Genomic DNA, 15142 nt, shown 5'->3' with positions numbered 1-15142 from the left:
AATAATTATAAAGTATTTACCCTATTTCGCTTTATCCTCAGAAAGGATAATCACGATAACCCATTTGCTCTGAGATGTTACGTGCTGCGCGATGCAAAGATTTAACTATGTCACTCTTGCTGTCTTCAGAAAAACGCAGCGTCGGGTATGAAATACTTAAGCCCGCGATCACCACACCGAAACGGTCGAAAACAGGTACAGCGATACAACGCAAACCTTCTTCTTGCTCCTCGACATCTTCACCAAAGCCCTGCTCACGCACCAGATCCAGCACTGGCAATAATGCAGCCGCGCTATCCAGGGTGTGTTTAGTGCTACGGGTGAACTCGATATGAGACAAGATTTCCTCTACTTCACCACGGTCACGCCACGCCAATAACACTTTACCAATTGCGGTACTGTGCAGTGGGTTACGACGACCAATACGGGAATGCATCCGCAGGTTATACATAGAGTCAATTTTATGAATATAAACAATGCTGTCTTCATCCAATGCACCCAAGTGAATAGTTTCACGAGTTTCATTAGATAATTCACGCATCTGTATATCTGCGCTACGAATCAAATCAACATTTTGTAGCGCTTTAGCCCCCAGCTCAAATAACTTCAGCGTAAGGGAGTATTTCTCTGATTCGCCTTCCTGGGCAACATACCCCAGGGATTTCATGGTCTGGAGAAAGCGGTAAACCGTACTTTTAGGCATCATTACACGTTGGGAAAGCTCGGTAATACCAATTTCCCGTTCTTCACCCAATGCTTGTAAGATGCCAAAAACCTTCAGAACCGACGACACAGAGTCGGGCTGTTTATCTAGATCTGCAATAGCCATTTCTTGGTTACCCTACTCAGTTTTCTGTGTTTCATAAAACAATATGTTTTAAAAAAAATAGAACAGTGGTTTTATTATAAAGGGAAGTTGCGAGACTGTGCAATAAACCAATGTGAATAATAAGATATTAACCTTGCAGACAGCAAATTAGCCTCTTTCCATGAAAGAGGCTAGTGCAAAATTTAACTATTGCCAGACTGATTCAGGCAAAGTAGCCAAATAAAGTGCAGGTTTGCCATGAACATCAGAGGTGAACAGAACTTGTTTATCATCAGGGGTAAAGGAAGGATGTGGATGCGTCACCTGCCGATCACCTTCAAACACCTGCCATGAGGTATCGTGGCGAGCAACACGATGCTGGCTGCCATTTTTCATGTTGAATACATACAGGAAAGGATCGTTTTCGATCTTATAGCCGCTATCGTCTTGTACATCTACCGGTGCATCTGAACCATCGCCGACCATCAAGGTACCGTCATAGTTACTCATCAGATGGGAACACGCCGGCATAGAGGTCAATTGGCGATTTTCCAATGTCTGTGGGTCAGCACTGTAGATAAAGCGATCCGGGCTGCCTTTCAAATATGAGACATACACCAGCGCCGAACCATCGGGTACCCAGAACTCATGGGTGCAGCTTTCGCCTTCAGCATGAGTTTTCACTTTACGCATGTTGCTGCCATCTTCATTGATTAGCCACATACGTGCATCAACCAGATCGTGTGGACCTTCATGGCAGAATGCGACCGTACTGTCATCATAAGGGCGATAGATTGGATGACCTAGCCATTGATTCTCTTGCAAAATCACGGCGGACTCACCGGTTTTCAAGTCAACACGCATCAAACGGCAGCAAGGCTTAGTGAAATAGAACTCGTGGAATTTTTTCCAATCGGTCAAGGGGACCCAGTCTTCGCGTTTAATTTCAATACCGACCAACTTGGTACAATCTGAATTGGCGACCCAGGTACCGTAACCCACCCACTCTTCAGGCACCTGATAAACCACACTTTCTTCCAGTGTGGCAAGACAGACTCGCATCAGGTTACGCCCATCTTTGACATAAAACAGTGCATCATCTTCAGGTGACAAGAAACCACCAAAGGTATTGTCGCCACGCCCTTCTGTCAGTTGTGTTGCCACTTGCGTGTTGAGATCCAACAAGTAGTAGTTCCACGGACCATCAAAAGCGCCGCCGAACAATAACTTACTGCCATCACGGGTGAAACATTTTTGATAGAAATAGTTACGGTGGCAAGTGACATCAGGCGGTGTTAACCGTGTAACTTGTGCACCGGTAGAGGCATCCTGATATGTGTGAAATGTCAGGGGGATTTGTTTACCTTTGGCCATCAGGAAAGTCCTTAAAATCATCAGAGAATTAAAATTTGCCCGCAGAGGAACCTGTCAGGCTATTACTATCTCACATTATAGAAACGATGTTTCATTTTTCCGTGATCGCGGTTCTATTTTTACTGATTTAGCCAAATTACTGTGCTTATCAGCCTGTTAATCTGATTGCGATAACGGTACCACATCGCTATTTACAAATAAGCCGGCTGGCAAGGATGCATTCAAGCACAATACTGGTTAGCATATAAACACTTACCTACATCATTATTTTTACAGATAAAACCTATGACCCCATCATCAAGCGATGGCATGCCGGTTCCTCAGCGCTATGCTGCAATATTGGTTATTGCACTCGGTATTACCATAGCGGTGTTGGATGGCACTATCGCCAACGTAGCTTTGCCAACTATCGCTCGTGACCTCAATGCCAGCCCAGCCACGTCTATTTGGATCGTGAATGCTTACCAGTTGGCTATCACCGTGTCGTTGCTCTCAATGGCATCTCTGGGCGATATCATCGGTTATCGGCGGGTTTATCAGGCAGGTTTACTGGTGTTTAGTGTGACATCGCTGTTCTGTGCTCTGTCTGACTCCTTATGGACGCTAACATTTGCCCGTGTGCTGCAAGGGCTTGGCGCAGCAGCCTTAATGAGCGTTAATACTGCATTGATTCGGATTATTTATCCACGAGCACAACTGGGCCGTGGTATCGGTATTAATTCATTGATTGTGGCCGTTTCCGCCGCCGCCGGTCCCACCATTGCCGCGGCGGTGCTATCGGTTGCTTCATGGCAGTGGCTGTTTGCCATTAATGTGCCCATCGGCTTGTTGGCATGGTTGTTAGGTATGAAGTATTTGCCTGCCAATAATATGAAAAGTAACGGTAACCGTTTCGATTTTACCAGTTGTGTGATGAATGCTCTGACCTTTGGTTTACTGATAACCGCTATCAGTGGCTTTGCTCAGGGACAAAGCCCAACCCTGATAGCGGCTGAAATTATCGCATTGCTGCTAATTGGTTTCTTCTTTGTACGCCGTCAACTTAGTCAGTCTTTCCCGCTGCTTCCGGTTGATTTACTGCGTATTCCTATTTTTGCATTATCAATCAGCACTTCTATTTGCTCTTTTGCCGCACAAATGCTGGCAATGGTGTCACTGCCCTTCTTTTTACAAACTGTTCTGGGCCGTGATGAAGTGGCAACCGGACTGCTGTTAACCCCATGGCCGTTGGCAACCATGGTGGTAGCCCCGATAGCCGGGCGATTAGTCGAACGTTATCATGCAGGGTTATTAGGCGGGATAGGTTTGGCGGTGTTTGCCAGTGGTTTGTTCCTGCTAGCATTGCTGCCAGCCAACCCGAGTGATATGGATATTATCTGGCGGATGGTGCTATGTGGTGCCGGTTTTGGCCTGTTTCAGTCGCCGAATAACCACACCATTATTTCTGCTGCACCACAACATCGTAGCGGTGGAGCCAGCGGCATGCTAGGCACCGCCCGTTTACTGGGGCAAACCTCTGGGGCGGCATTAGTGGCATTAATGTTCAATCTGTTTTCAACCAGTGGCACTCATGCTTCTCTGGTGCTGGCTGGCTGCTTTGCCAGTATCGCCGCATTGGTGAGTGTGCTGCGCATAAGCCAGAAACGTGGCTAGACTCGGGTTGCAATAAAAAAACCCCGCTGGCGGGCGGGGTTTTCAATCAGAAGAGTTGGTGGTGGCTACTTCAGATACTGGCCTGAACGCAGCGCTTCAATACGTTTGTCCAGCGGCGGATGTGACATAAACAGCTCGCTGAAGGTTTTGGACTTACCATTAATGCAGAAAGCCATCATGTTGCCTGCTTCCTGTGGCTCATAGCTGGTTTTCAGCCGTTGCAGAGCCGCTATCATCTTCTCACGCCCTACCAGCTTCGCTGAGCCTGCATCAGCGTGGAATTCGCGATGGCGCGAGAACCACATGGTGATAATGCTGGCCAGAATACCAAAGACCAATTCCAAGACCATTGATACGGCAAAGTAGACCATCGGGTTACCAGCGCTACTGCTTTCATTATCACGGTCCCCTGATAGGAAACCGGCAGCGACTTGCGCAATCAGGCGTGAAATGAAGATTACAAAGGTATTCACAATCCCCTGAATCAAGGTCATGGTGACCATATCGCCGTTAGCGACGTGGCTAATTTCATGAGCAATAACGGCTTCTGCTTCATCACGGCTCATGTTCTGCAATAGACCTGTACTCACTGCCACTAAAGAGGCATCACGACGAGCCCCGGTCGCAAAGGCGTTAATATCCGGTGCCTGATAAATAGCAACTTGTGGCATAGCAATACCGGCTTGCTGGGATTGGCGACGCACCGTATCCAGCAACCAGCGTTCAGTTTCATTGCGCGGTTGTTCGATAACTTCACCACCCACTGAACGCAAAGCCATCCATTTGGACATCAGCAACGAAACAAATGCGCCGCCAAAACCGAACAGACCAGCCATGATCATCAGCCCTTGTACACTGCTGGACTGAATACCTGTCAGGCTTAGTACCAACCCGAACACCAACATGACTGCCAGGTTGGTGAGAAGGAACAGAGCGATACGCATCATAAAAATTTATTTCCTTATTGTTTTAAGTCGACACTGTGTTGAGTCACATGGGTCTTAAGTCAAAATTGGCATAATCCTGGATGATGACTTAGCCAAATTACTACTGAGATACGCTGATCGTATGGGCATCTGACAAATTTTCAAGGCTTGTTAAGTTCTAACAGAGTAAATCAACATAACTTTACAAATTTGGATACTTTTCATTACATATTTTGTTATTTTTTCGCCAATTGATAAATTCGGCGATGAAAAAAACGTAAAAAAAATCCGGGCTCTTTTTAAGGCCCGGATCCTTCATATTATCTGCTGACTTATTTTGCCGCAGGTGCTGCCGCTGGTGGTGATTCAACTTGCGGCTGCGCTTTTTCTTTATGAGCCAAATCCAAAGCAATATGAACAGTCTCATCCAGATAAGGGTCTGGCTCCTGATAGTCTTTTGGCAAATCCTCCAATGACTTCAGTGGCTTTTTACCTTCACGTTTGAAACGCTCATTCAAGCGATTCAGCCGCGTGGCATCATCATCATGGTTCTCTTTTTCACGCTGAGTGTAATTGAGAGAGACGATGTTGCGTTTCTCTTTTAACGCTTTATAACGCTCAATATCTTGCTGAATATGCTGGAATTCAGGATCAGCGGCAATCCGCGCTGTATGTGCTTTCAGTAACTCCGGCTCCAGTGGCTTCAGATCACCACTCTTGACGTAACTGGCCGCATTGATACTGTCCCAAGGCAAGGCATTATCTTCGAAACTCTCACCCGTTTCCGCCGGATCAACACCGGTTGGCATCACGATATCCGGGGTTACCCCTTTACGCTGAGTACTGCCACCATCTACCCGATAGAATTTCTGGATAGTGTATTGCAGTGAACCCAATGCAGGCCATTCCGGGCGCAACATTTGATCGTAAATACGATTTAACGACCGATACTGTTGAACAGTACCTTTACCAAAGGTTGGTTCACCGACAATTAATGCACGACCATAGTCCTGCATGGCAGCAGCAAAGATTTCGGAAGCGGATGCACTGTAGCGGTCCACCAATACCACCAGCGGGCCTTTGTAGTACACCACACCATCAGTATCACTGTCTTCACGCACTTTGCCGTTGTTATCCCGCACTTGAACCACCGGCCCACTCGGAATAAACAAACCAGACAGCGACACAGCCTCGGTCAGAGCACCACCACCATTACTGCGCAAGTCAATAATAATGCTACTGACATTCTCTTTCTCCAGCTTCTGCAATTGCACCTTAACGTCTTCGGTCAGGCCAACATAGAAACCAGGGATATCCAGTACACCGACACGCTCTTTGCCGATAGTTTTTACCGACATTTTCACTGCGCGATCTTCAAGACGAATGCGTTCACGGGTCAAGGTGACAGTGCGCGGTTTAGTACCTTTACCGGCCGGTAAAATCTCCAGCCGCACTTTACTGCCCTTCGGCCCTTTAATGAGTGCCACGACATCATCGAGACGCCATCCAATCACATCCACCATCGGCTTACCGGTTTGACCCACACCGATCACCCGATCACCTACGGCGATAGTTTTACTTTTCGCCGCGGGGCCACCTGGAACCATAGAGTTGATTAAGGTGTAATCATCATCCATTTGCAGGACAGCACCAATACCTTCCAGAGACAAGCTCATTTCGGTATTAAACTGTTCGGTATTTCGTGGTGACAAATAGTTGGTATGCGGGTCAATTTCATGCGCAAACGCATTCATAATTAGCTGGAATACATCTTCGCTATTACTTTGCGTCAAACGCTTAATGGCCGCCTGATAGCGTTTTGTCAGCGTCTCTTTGATCTCTTTATCCGTTTTACCGGTTAATTTCAAATTAAGCTGATCGTACTTAACTTTTGCGTCCCAAAGCTTGTTCAGCTCAGCTTCGCTGGTAGGCCAAGGTGCTTTACCACGGTCAATATCAATGGTGTCATTCCCGGTAAAGACCATTGGCCGGTCCAGTACTGACAATGCATATTGATAGCGCTCAAAGCGGCGTTTTTGCGCCAAATTGAATAAAGCGAAAGGCGTGTCCAACTGGCCTGATTTTAACTCATCATCCAGCGACTGCTTTTTATCCGCAAACTGTGCCACATCTGATGCCAACAACACGTTATGGCTGTAATCCAGCATGTTGAGGAATCTATCAAATATTTTGGCGGAAAACTGATCGTCCAGTGTAAATTGACGATAGTGAGAGCGAGTGAAGCGCGATGTTACGCGCTCACTCACGGTTGCATGCTCGGGTTCCTGACGCAGTTGAGGTAGCTGATCGATGCGATAGGTGGTATCCGCTGCGTAACTCGCCCCCGCCAGTAACAAGCCTGCGATTGCTGTTAGTCTGACAAATTTGTTCATGCCTAGGTTGGCCTCCGTATCAGAACTGCAAGTGTTCTGCGCGCACAATCATCGCCAGACCGGAAGATAGCTGCACCCGTACGCCATCTTTAGCGATTTCTAATACGGTTGCATCCATCGCGCTCTTACCTGCTCTGACTTTGATTTCTTGACCAATTTGCAGTTTAGAGATATCTGTGACCGGCACAGGGCGTGGCTGGTTTTCCTCGGCCTGTGGACGAGGTGGCCGAGCCTGTGGTGGGCGAGGTGACTGACGAGGCTTGCGGTTTTCCGAAGTCACACCCGCTTCACGACGCGGCGCAGGTTTTTTACCTGCCGGACGTGGGCGACGTGGCTCTGGGGTTTCACCCGCAGCAATGGCAGCTTCGCGCTTTTTAGCTTGTTGTTCAGCACGTTGTGCCTGAACACGGGCTTTCGCCTCTTCTAGCTGTTTGCGGGCATGTTCTACATGTTGCTCTTCCAGCACACCACAAGGGTTGCCGTCTAAATCAACACGTTCAGCACCGACTTTGACCCCATAAAGATAACGCCAGCTTGAGGTATAGAGACGCAGCGCAGAACGCAATTGCGTTTTGCTTAAATTCTCTTCCCCCTGAACACGTTCGACCAGATCTTGAAAAATACCGATCTTCAGTGGACGTGCTTCGCCTTCGGCGGTGAAGCAAAGCGGGAACCGCTCAGCCAAAAAGGCTATGACTTCTTTACTACTGTTCAACTTAGGTTGATTTTCCATGAAATTTCCTGATTACAACGGGTTTGCCAACCAGCGCAGGCATGAACAGGCGTCATTATAATGACGCCATCAGCAATTGCCACGTTATCCGTATATCAACTTGCAGTCTGTGTGACATATTTCTCACTGTCACACAGGTCAAGATGCTCGCAAAGCCCCGCCACGACTGAGATTAAACCCAATTCATCAGCGTCATCAAAGCGATCATAAACAATGCTGTCGATATCCAAAACGCCGATAATTTTACCCTTCACAGTGATTGGCAGCACAATTTCAGCATTACTTGCGGCATCACAGGCAATATGTCCGGGGAATGCATGCACATCCGCCACTCGCTGAACGCGGTTTTCTGCCACGGCAGTTCCACATACGCCTTTGCCGATTGGAATACGGACACAGGCGATTTTCCCTTGAAAAGGACCCAGCACTAATTGTTTGCCGTCGATCAAGTAAAAACCGGCCCAATTCAACCCATCAAGACGCTCATAAAGTAAAGCGCTGGCATTAGCCAAAGTAGCAATGAAATTCGTTTCACCTGCAATCAGGGCACTCAAGTCACGTTTTAATTCCGCGTAGAATTCTGCTTTTTTCATGTAATGACCGTTAGAAACCTAAGAATAGCCAGAGGCGATAGTTATGCTTAGCTTATATAAAGTAATCATTAAATACCCTTGGCTACAAGGTTATTCCGCTATAACGAAGTAAAAGAGTTATCGCCATCGGGGGTTTGGCCCGTTTTGCCCCTTGTTTTGACCGATTGCTCTGCTACCATCCGCGCTATTCTTTATAAACCGGTGTCAGCATCAGGGTTTTATAATATGAAGGTACATGCCATTCAACGGCCACTCTCCACTGCAAGGGCTCAGCGTTGCTGCCAGTGCGATGCGCTATTTACCCTGCCGCCGCTCAATGGTACACAAACAGCCTATTGCCCACGGTGCAGCGCAAAAATTGCCAGTGGGCGCGATTGGTCCCTTACCCGCCTGACCGCCATGGCGGTTGCCATGTTACTGCTGATGCCATTTGCTTTTACCGAGCCGCTGATCACCATTCGCCTGCTCGGCACGCGGATTGATGCCAGTTTGTTAGAGGGTATCTGGCAAATGAGTCGTCAGGGCGGCCCGATTACAGCCAGCATGGTGGCATTTTGTATTATTGGCGCTCCCGTTACACTCACCGCATCGATTCTGTATCTGCGTATCGGCAGCCGGATTGGTATGAACCTGCGCCCGGTGTTATTGATGCTGGAGCGGCTAAAAGAATGGGTCATGCTAGATATCTATCTTATCGGTATGGCGGTGGCCTGTATTAAGGTCAAAGAGTATGCGGACGTTATGCCCGGTGGCGGATTGATAGCGTTTCTGGCTCTGACGTTACTCAGTATTCTGACGCTAGTGCATTTGAATCTGGAGCAGTTGTGGGAGCGATTTTATCCCCAGGAGCAGCCCCCAGGCCCCCGGGAAACATTGCGCATTTGCCTGTCATGCCATTATACCGGGCACTGCGATGCACACGGCCGCTGCCCACGCTGCCATACCCCTTTGCGCCATCGCCGCCGCCATAGCATCCAAAAAACCTGGGCGGCGTTAATTGCCTCGATAGTCCTGCTGTTGCCTGCTAATCTTTTACCGATATCAATTGTTTATGCCAATGGCACCCGCATGGAAGATACTATTTTCTCCGGCGTGGTCTCTTTGGCCTCATCGGGTAACCTGCCCATCGCCGCGGTGGTGTTTATCGCCAGTGTGCTGGTGCCGTTTACCAAGGTGATTGTGTTGCTAACATTGTTGCTCAGCATTCATCTAAAGACGCAACATAGCCTTAAAACGCGCATGCGATTACTGCGACTGATTACCTGGATTGGCCGTTGGTCGATGCTAGACCTCTTTGTTATTGCGTTAATGATGTCGCTGATTAATCGTGATCAGCTCCTTTCCTTCACTATGGGACCGGCAGCCTTCTATTTTGGGTCTGCGGTCATTTTGACTATCCTTGCTGTTGAATGGCTCGATAGCCGATTGATTTGGGATGCACATGCAACAGGAAACGCCGAGTACACCGACTGAGGCACAAATTAAACATAAACGCCGGATATCGCCTTTCTGGTTGCTGCCTTTTATTGCCCTGCTGATTGCCGGTTGGCTGATTTATAACAACTGGCAGGACCGTGGTACCGAAGTCACTATTGATTTCCAGTCTGCCGCCGGTATTGTGGCGGGCCGAACCCCGATTCGCTATCAGGGTGTTGAAGTCGGGATGGTGCAATCCATCAGTCTGGATGATGACCTGCGCAATATAAAAGTCACCGCCAGTATCAAAAATGATATGGAAGACTCATTGCGAGAAGGGACACAGTTCTGGCTAGTGACGCCCAAGGCCTCTTTGGCCGGGGTCTCTGGCTTGGATGCGCTAGTCGGTGGTAACTATATCGGGATGATGCCAGGCGAGGGCAAACCGCAGAGCCACTTTACCGCGTTGGATACCCAGCCTAAGTTCCGCCTGAATACCGGCGAATTGATGGTTCACCTCCATGCCCCCGATTTGGCCTCACTCAATAACGGCTCTCTGGTTTACTACCGTAAAATCCCGGTGGGTAAAGTCTATGACTACAATATCGCGCCTGATAATAATGGCGTTGTCATTGATGTACTGATTGATCGGCGCTTCGCTAAATTGGTAAAAAACGATACCCGCTTCTGGAATGTGTCTGGTTTTAAAGGTGACTTCAGTCTTAGTGGCGCGTCGGTTCAAATGGAAAGTCTGGCCGCCTTGGTCAATGGTGCCATTGCCTTTGACTCACCCAAAAACAGCCCAGATGCGAAACCAGACCAACCCTTTCAGCTCTACCCCGATTTAGCACATAGCCAACGTGGTGTGGCAATTACGCTGGATTTACCCAGTGGGAGCAGTTTAAGTGAGGGGAGAACACCGCTGATTTATCAGGGGTTACAGGTTGGCACCCTGACCAAAATGACACTTCAACCGGACAGTAAAGTGACCGGTGAACTGACCATTGACCCGTCAGTGGTCGATTTGATGCGTGCAGGCAGCCGCATTGAAATGAACAGCCCCCGAATCAGTCTTAATGATGCCAAACTGAGTGAACTCTTGACTGGCAATACATTAGAGTTAATCCCGGGTGAAGGGGCACCACAAAAACACTTTACCGTGCTACCAAGCAGTAAAAGTCTGTTGCAGCAGCCCAATGTGCTCGAATTGCAATTAACCGCACCGCAAAGTTATGGCATTGATATCGGCCAGCCGATCTCGCTACATGGCATTAAAATTGGCCAAGTCTTGACCCGTGAGTTATCAGCCGACGGTGTGACCTTCACGGCAGCAATTGAAGCCAAATACCGTGATTTGGTGCATAAAGACAGCAAGTTTGTGGTTAACAGTCGGCTGGAGGTAAAACTCGGGATTGATGGTATTGATATTCAGGGTGCCAGTGCGCAGGAGTGGATTGATGGCGGTATTCTGATACTGCCGGGCAGCAAAGGTGAAGCCCTGAATAAGTATCCGCTGTATAGCAGTGTCGCCAAAGCTACCGATGGCATTTTAGGCAACGCTCCCGCCACAACACTAAGTTTAACTGCTGCCAGCTTGCCCGATGTGCAAACCGGTTCTGTGGTGTTATATCGCAAGTTTCAGGTAGGTGAAATTACCCATATCAGGCCAAAAGCCAATGAGTTTGAAGTGGATGTCTATATTCAGCCCGAATATCGCAATTTACTCACTGATAAGAGCATTTTCTGGGCCGAGGGTGGGGCGAAAGTCCAGTTGAACGGCAGTGGGCTAACTGTGCAGGCATCTCCGTTGAATCGCGCCCTAAAAGGAGCTATCAGCTTTGATAATCTGGAAGGTGTGACACTGGATAAGGGGGCCAAACGCACCTTGTATGGTAATGAAACCGCCGCCCGTGCTGTCGGTAGTCAAATCATATTGCGCACCTTTGATGCCAGCAAACTGGCAACCGGCATGCCGATTCGTTATTTGGGTATCAATATTGGCCAAGTCGAATCGCTGAAACTGGCACCTGAGCGCAACGAAGTGTTAGCCAAAGCCGTGCTCTATCCAGAATATGTGCAGAACTTTACCCGGGCCGGTACCCGCTTTTCTATTGTCTCGCCGGAGATATCAGCCGCAGGGGTCAATAATCTGGACACCTTGTTCCAACCTTATATTAATGTAGAGCCGGGTAAAGGTGGCACATTACGTACTTTTGAGTTGCAAACTGCCACTATTACCGACTCCCGTTATCTTGATGGGCTGAGCCTTATTCTGGATACCGCGGAGGCAGGATCATTGCAGGTTGGCACACCGGTCCTCTTCCGTGGGCTTGAAGTGGGTACTGTTACCGGGTTTAACCTTGGTGCGATGTCTGATCGCGTGCAGGTATCGATACGGATCAGCCAGAAATTCCAGCAGTTGGTGCGGCAAAATAGCGTGTTCTGGCTGGCATCAGGGTACAACCTTGAATTCGGTCTAACCGGTGGTGTGGTGAAAAGCGGCACCTTCCAGCAATTTATACGCGGCGGCATTGCTTTCGCGACCCCACCAACGACACCACTGGCTCCTAAGGCCAGCATAAATCAGCACTTCTTGCTTAACCCAGAAGAGCCGAAAGATTGGCGCAATTGGGGTACAGCAATCCCCCGCTTTTAGGTGCTCATCAGGGTAGCTCACACTGGGCTGCCCTGATAATTCCCCGACATCATTTCCGCATAAAGATTAATCTTCGTGTGCGACCTGCTGCTCACTCGGTGTCACCATCACATCCAGCACGCATTGACGCAACCAGCGGTGCGCCGGATCAGCATCCATGCGCGGATGCCACAACATCGAAACCGTAATAGTCGGTAAGGTTAAAGGAAGAGGAAAGCTGTACATCCCTCGGCGCAGATTCTGGCTATGCCGTTCGGGAACCGTCGCCACCAAGTCCGTCCCTCTCACCAGCGCCAATGCGGTGGATATAGAATCAACCGAGGCGATAATATTCCGTTCAATCCCAAGTAATTGTAGTGCCTCATCAATCGGCCCTTTATGGCCCTGACGCCGTGAAACCACAATATGCCCCTGAGTTGCATAACGCACGGGGGTGATGTCCTCCCCACATAGCGGGTGACCATCACGCACCACGCCCATAAAGCGATCGCGGAAAAGTGCCCGTGTTCGTAATTCAGGGCTGGCAGTCTGGCCCACCACACCCGTTTCCAGATCCACCATGCCATCACGTAACAATGCGCTGTCTTTATTCAATTTTTGCATGAAATGCAGTTGCACATTGGGGGCTTGTTGATGAATCCGAGTCAGCAATGCGCCGCCAAAGTTTTCGACAAAGCCATCGCTGGTACGCAAAGTGAAGGTACGCATCAACTGTGCCAGGTCCAGTTTTGCCGCAGGCCGCAGCACCGATGTGGCTTCTTGTACTAATTGGCTGACCTGTTCACGCAGTTCAAGTGCTCTTGGTGTCGCTACCAAGGCGCGCCCTGCCCTGACCAGCAAGGGATCACCGGTTGTTTTACGCAATCTTGCCAACGCCCGACTCATCGCCGATGGGCTAAGCCCTAATCGCTGGGCAGCACGCGCCACGCTCCCCTCGGCCAGCAGAACATTGAGTGTGATTAATAAATTGAGATCAGGTTTTGTCATGTACTGACTCTAGCACAACCTCATGCTGACATGGCGTTTTATGCATGGATAACCTGCATTCCATGCGTCTTCCGCCTTATGATGTAATACCCTAATCTCTCCTGAACAGGTCATTCAGGAGTTAATCTATTAATGAAAATCAATACCGAAAACATCAATAGTGACATCATCGCCAACAGTGCGCTAAGCAGAATAATTATCAGCCTCTCCCTGCCGATGCTGCTTTCTTCATTAGCAACCAGCATCGCCAATGTGGGCTTACCCACGTTAACACTCACTTTCAGTGCCTCTTTTCAAGCGGCGCAGTGGGTCGTTTTAGCCTATTTACTGGCGATTACCACCTCGGCCATCAGCATTGGCCGTTTGGGGGATATCACTAACAAACGCCGATTGTTGAATGCGGGGATTGGTTTATTCACAGTGGCCTCTCTGGGTTGCGCGTTAGCCCCTGACATCGGAGTGTTAATTGCTGCCCGTGTGTTACAGGGATTAGGGGCCGCCACCATGATGACACTGACTCTGGCGCTGGTCGGTGAGGCGATTAGTAAAGAAAAAATCGGGCGGGCGATGGGCATGCTCGGCAGCATCTCGGCTATCGGCACGGCACTTGGGCCATCAGTGGGTGGCATGTTAATCAGCGGGTTCGGTTGGCCAGCGATGTTCCTGATTAACATCCCTTTTGGGTTATTAGCCTTATTTTTGCTATCACGCTATTTACCCATCTCCGACTCATTCACTAGCACTAACAACGAATTACAACAGGCCCATGGTGGTTTTGATCCTCTTGGGATGCTCTTGCTGGGCCTGACTCTGGCACTGTATGCCCTTGCCATGACGCTGGGCCATGGCACCTTCGGTACACTTAATTTAGTGTTATTACTCGCTGCGGTAATTGGCATCGGGTTATTCATCTGGGCGGAAAAGAACACTCCATTCCCATTAATTCAAACCGCTATGTGGCGCCACTCACAGCTGCGTAGTGCATTGATAGTCAGTGCATTGGTCACCACTATCATGATGGCAACCTTAGTCGTTGGGCCATTCTATCTTTCACGGGCTTTTGCCATGAGTACACCATGGGTTGGATTGTCGATGTCCGCCGGCCCGATAGTCGCGGCACTCATCGGGGTTCCTGCGGGTTATCTGGTCGACAGATTCGGTGCTCAAATGATGGTGATTACAGGATTAACGGCGATCACTACCGGGGCAATTGCACTGTCGATGATCGGACCAATTGCCGGCCTGCCCGGCTATATTTTGCCGGTCTGCCTGATTACAGCTGGCTATGCTATTTTCCAGGCTGCGAATAATACGCTGGTGATTAAATCTGTTGGCGCGCAACAGCGAGGCATTGCATCCGGCCTGCTGAATCTTTCGCGCAATCTCGGGCTGATTACTGGCGCCGCGGTCATGGGGGCTATTTTCGCCTTTGCCTGCGCCCAGCAAGACATTCAATTAGCAACCGTGGCTCATATCACCCAGGGAATGCAGTTTACTTACCGCATAGCCGCCCTATTGGGCGGTACTGCTTTAGCTATTTCTGCAATATATTCAAAATATAAATCTAATCAATAGCCAGGCTCTTTGATATGAATCTCAGCAT

At 49.0% G+C, this 15142-nt stretch carries 11 protein-coding genes; 4 read left to right on the top strand and 7 right to left on the bottom strand.

Going from position 1 to position 15142, the window contains the following annotated elements:
• Positions 1-37 precede the first annotated feature (37 nt).
• A complete protein-coding gene (gene kdgR / locus V2A85_RS16455; protein WP_050077553.1) occupies positions 38-829 on the bottom strand; it encodes a DNA-binding transcriptional regulator KdgR in 792 nt (263 codons plus the stop codon).
• A gap of 186 nt (positions 830-1015) precedes the next feature.
• On the bottom strand, positions 1016-2182 hold the full coding sequence (gene ogl, locus V2A85_RS16450; protein WP_083158661.1) for an oligogalacturonate lyase: 1167 nt from the start codon (positions 2180-2182) through the stop codon (positions 1016-1018).
• 285 nt (positions 2183-2467) lie between these two features.
• Between ogl and V2A85_RS16445 the strand changes: the two genes are divergently transcribed.
• Positions 2468-3835: an MFS transporter gene (locus V2A85_RS16445; protein WP_372559171.1), complete on the top strand. Its 1368-nt coding sequence runs from the start codon at positions 2468-2470 to the stop codon at positions 3833-3835.
• A 65-nt stretch (positions 3836-3900) separates the two neighbouring features.
• Here the strand turns inward: V2A85_RS16445 and htpX are convergent, their stop codons facing one another.
• The 4 genes from htpX to V2A85_RS16425 all read right to left on the bottom strand — a co-directional run bounded on the left by htpX (position 3901) and on the right by V2A85_RS16425 (position 8480).
• Positions 3901-4782, bottom strand: a complete 882-nt coding sequence (gene htpX / locus V2A85_RS16440) for a protease HtpX (RefSeq protein WP_005182949.1) — start codon at positions 4780-4782, stop codon at positions 3901-3903.
• Between the two features lie 311 nt (positions 4783-5093).
• A complete protein-coding gene (gene prc / locus V2A85_RS16435) occupies positions 5094-7154 on the bottom strand; it encodes a carboxy terminal-processing peptidase (protein WP_420071859.1) in 2061 nt (686 codons plus the stop codon).
• Between the two features lie 19 nt (positions 7155-7173).
• Positions 7174-7887 carry an RNA chaperone ProQ gene (gene proQ / locus V2A85_RS16430; RefSeq protein ID WP_372559172.1) on the bottom strand — a complete coding sequence of 238 codons (714 nt, stop codon included), beginning with the start codon at positions 7885-7887 and terminating at the stop codon, positions 7174-7176.
• Positions 7888-7982: 95 nt separating this feature from the next.
• Positions 7983-8480: a GAF domain-containing protein gene (locus tag V2A85_RS16425; protein WP_083158658.1), complete on the bottom strand. Its 498-nt coding sequence runs from the start codon at positions 8478-8480 to the stop codon at positions 7983-7985.
• 225 nt (positions 8481-8705) lie between these two features.
• Here V2A85_RS16425 and yebS point away from each other — a divergent pair, with 225 nt between their 5' ends.
• Both yebS and V2A85_RS16415 read left to right on the top strand, forming a co-directional pair.
• Positions 8706-9953 (top strand): membrane integrity lipid transport subunit YebS, encoded by a 1248-nt coding sequence (gene yebS / locus V2A85_RS16420; RefSeq protein ID WP_420071858.1) that lies wholly within the window; start codon positions 8706-8708, stop codon positions 9951-9953.
• Positions 9922-12552, top strand: a complete 2631-nt coding sequence (locus V2A85_RS16415) for an MlaD family protein (RefSeq protein WP_420071857.1) — start codon at positions 9922-9924, stop codon at positions 12550-12552. The genes yebS and V2A85_RS16415 overlap by 32 nt, the downstream gene beginning before the upstream one ends.
• Before the next feature lie 66 nt (positions 12553-12618).
• Here the strand turns inward: V2A85_RS16415 and V2A85_RS16410 are convergent, their stop codons facing one another.
• Positions 12619-13539, bottom strand: a complete 921-nt coding sequence (locus V2A85_RS16410) for a LysR family transcriptional regulator (protein ID WP_372559175.1) — start codon at positions 13537-13539, stop codon at positions 12619-12621.
• A gap of 132 nt (positions 13540-13671) precedes the next feature.
• On the opposite strand from V2A85_RS16410, the gene V2A85_RS16405 reads away from it, so the two are divergent.
• A complete protein-coding gene (locus V2A85_RS16405; protein WP_420071856.1) occupies positions 13672-15114 on the top strand; it encodes an MFS transporter in 1443 nt (480 codons plus the stop codon).
• Positions 15115-15142: the final 28 nt, after the last annotated feature.

Origin of the sequence: Yersinia sp. 1252 StPb PI, assembly GCF_048593885.1 — a bacterium.
Classification (GTDB): Bacteria; Pseudomonadota; Gammaproteobacteria; order Enterobacterales; family Enterobacteriaceae; genus Yersinia; species Yersinia enterocolitica_E.
This window is presented reverse-complemented; position numbering and strand designations above follow the sequence as displayed.

What these genes read in the sequence shown, in the direction of transcription:
- yebS (WP_420071858.1), top strand. Translation starts at nt 8,706, where the DNA reads ATGAAGGTACATGCCATTCAACGGCCACTCTCCACTGCAAGGGCTCAG.
- htpX (WP_005182949.1), bottom strand. Translation starts at nt 4,782, where the DNA reads ATGATGCGTATCGCTCTGTTCCTTCTCACCAACCTGGCAGTCATGTTG.
- prc (WP_420071859.1), bottom strand. Translation starts at nt 7,154, where the DNA reads ATGAACAAATTTGTCAGACTAACAGCAATCGCAGGCTTGTTACTGGCG.
- V2A85_RS16425 (WP_083158658.1), bottom strand. Translation starts at nt 8,480, where the DNA reads ATGAAAAAAGCAGAATTCTACGCGGAATTAAAACGTGACTTGAGTGCC.
- kdgR (WP_050077553.1), bottom strand. Translation starts at nt 829, where the DNA reads ATGGCTATTGCAGATCTAGATAAACAGCCCGACTCTGTGTCGTCGGTT.
- V2A85_RS16405 (WP_420071856.1), top strand. Translation starts at nt 13,672, where the DNA reads ATGAAAATCAATACCGAAAACATCAATAGTGACATCATCGCCAACAGT.
- V2A85_RS16445 (WP_372559171.1), top strand. Translation starts at nt 2,468, where the DNA reads ATGACCCCATCATCAAGCGATGGCATGCCGGTTCCTCAGCGCTATGCT.
- V2A85_RS16415 (WP_420071857.1), top strand. Translation starts at nt 9,922, where the DNA reads ATGCAACAGGAAACGCCGAGTACACCGACTGAGGCACAAATTAAACAT.
- proQ (WP_372559172.1), bottom strand. Translation starts at nt 7,887, where the DNA reads ATGGAAAATCAACCTAAGTTGAACAGTAGTAAAGAAGTCATAGCCTTT.
- V2A85_RS16410 (WP_372559175.1), bottom strand. Translation starts at nt 13,539, where the DNA reads ATGACAAAACCTGATCTCAATTTATTAATCACACTCAATGTTCTGCTG.
- ogl (WP_083158661.1), bottom strand. Translation starts at nt 2,182, where the DNA reads ATGGCCAAAGGTAAACAAATCCCCCTGACATTTCACACATATCAGGAT.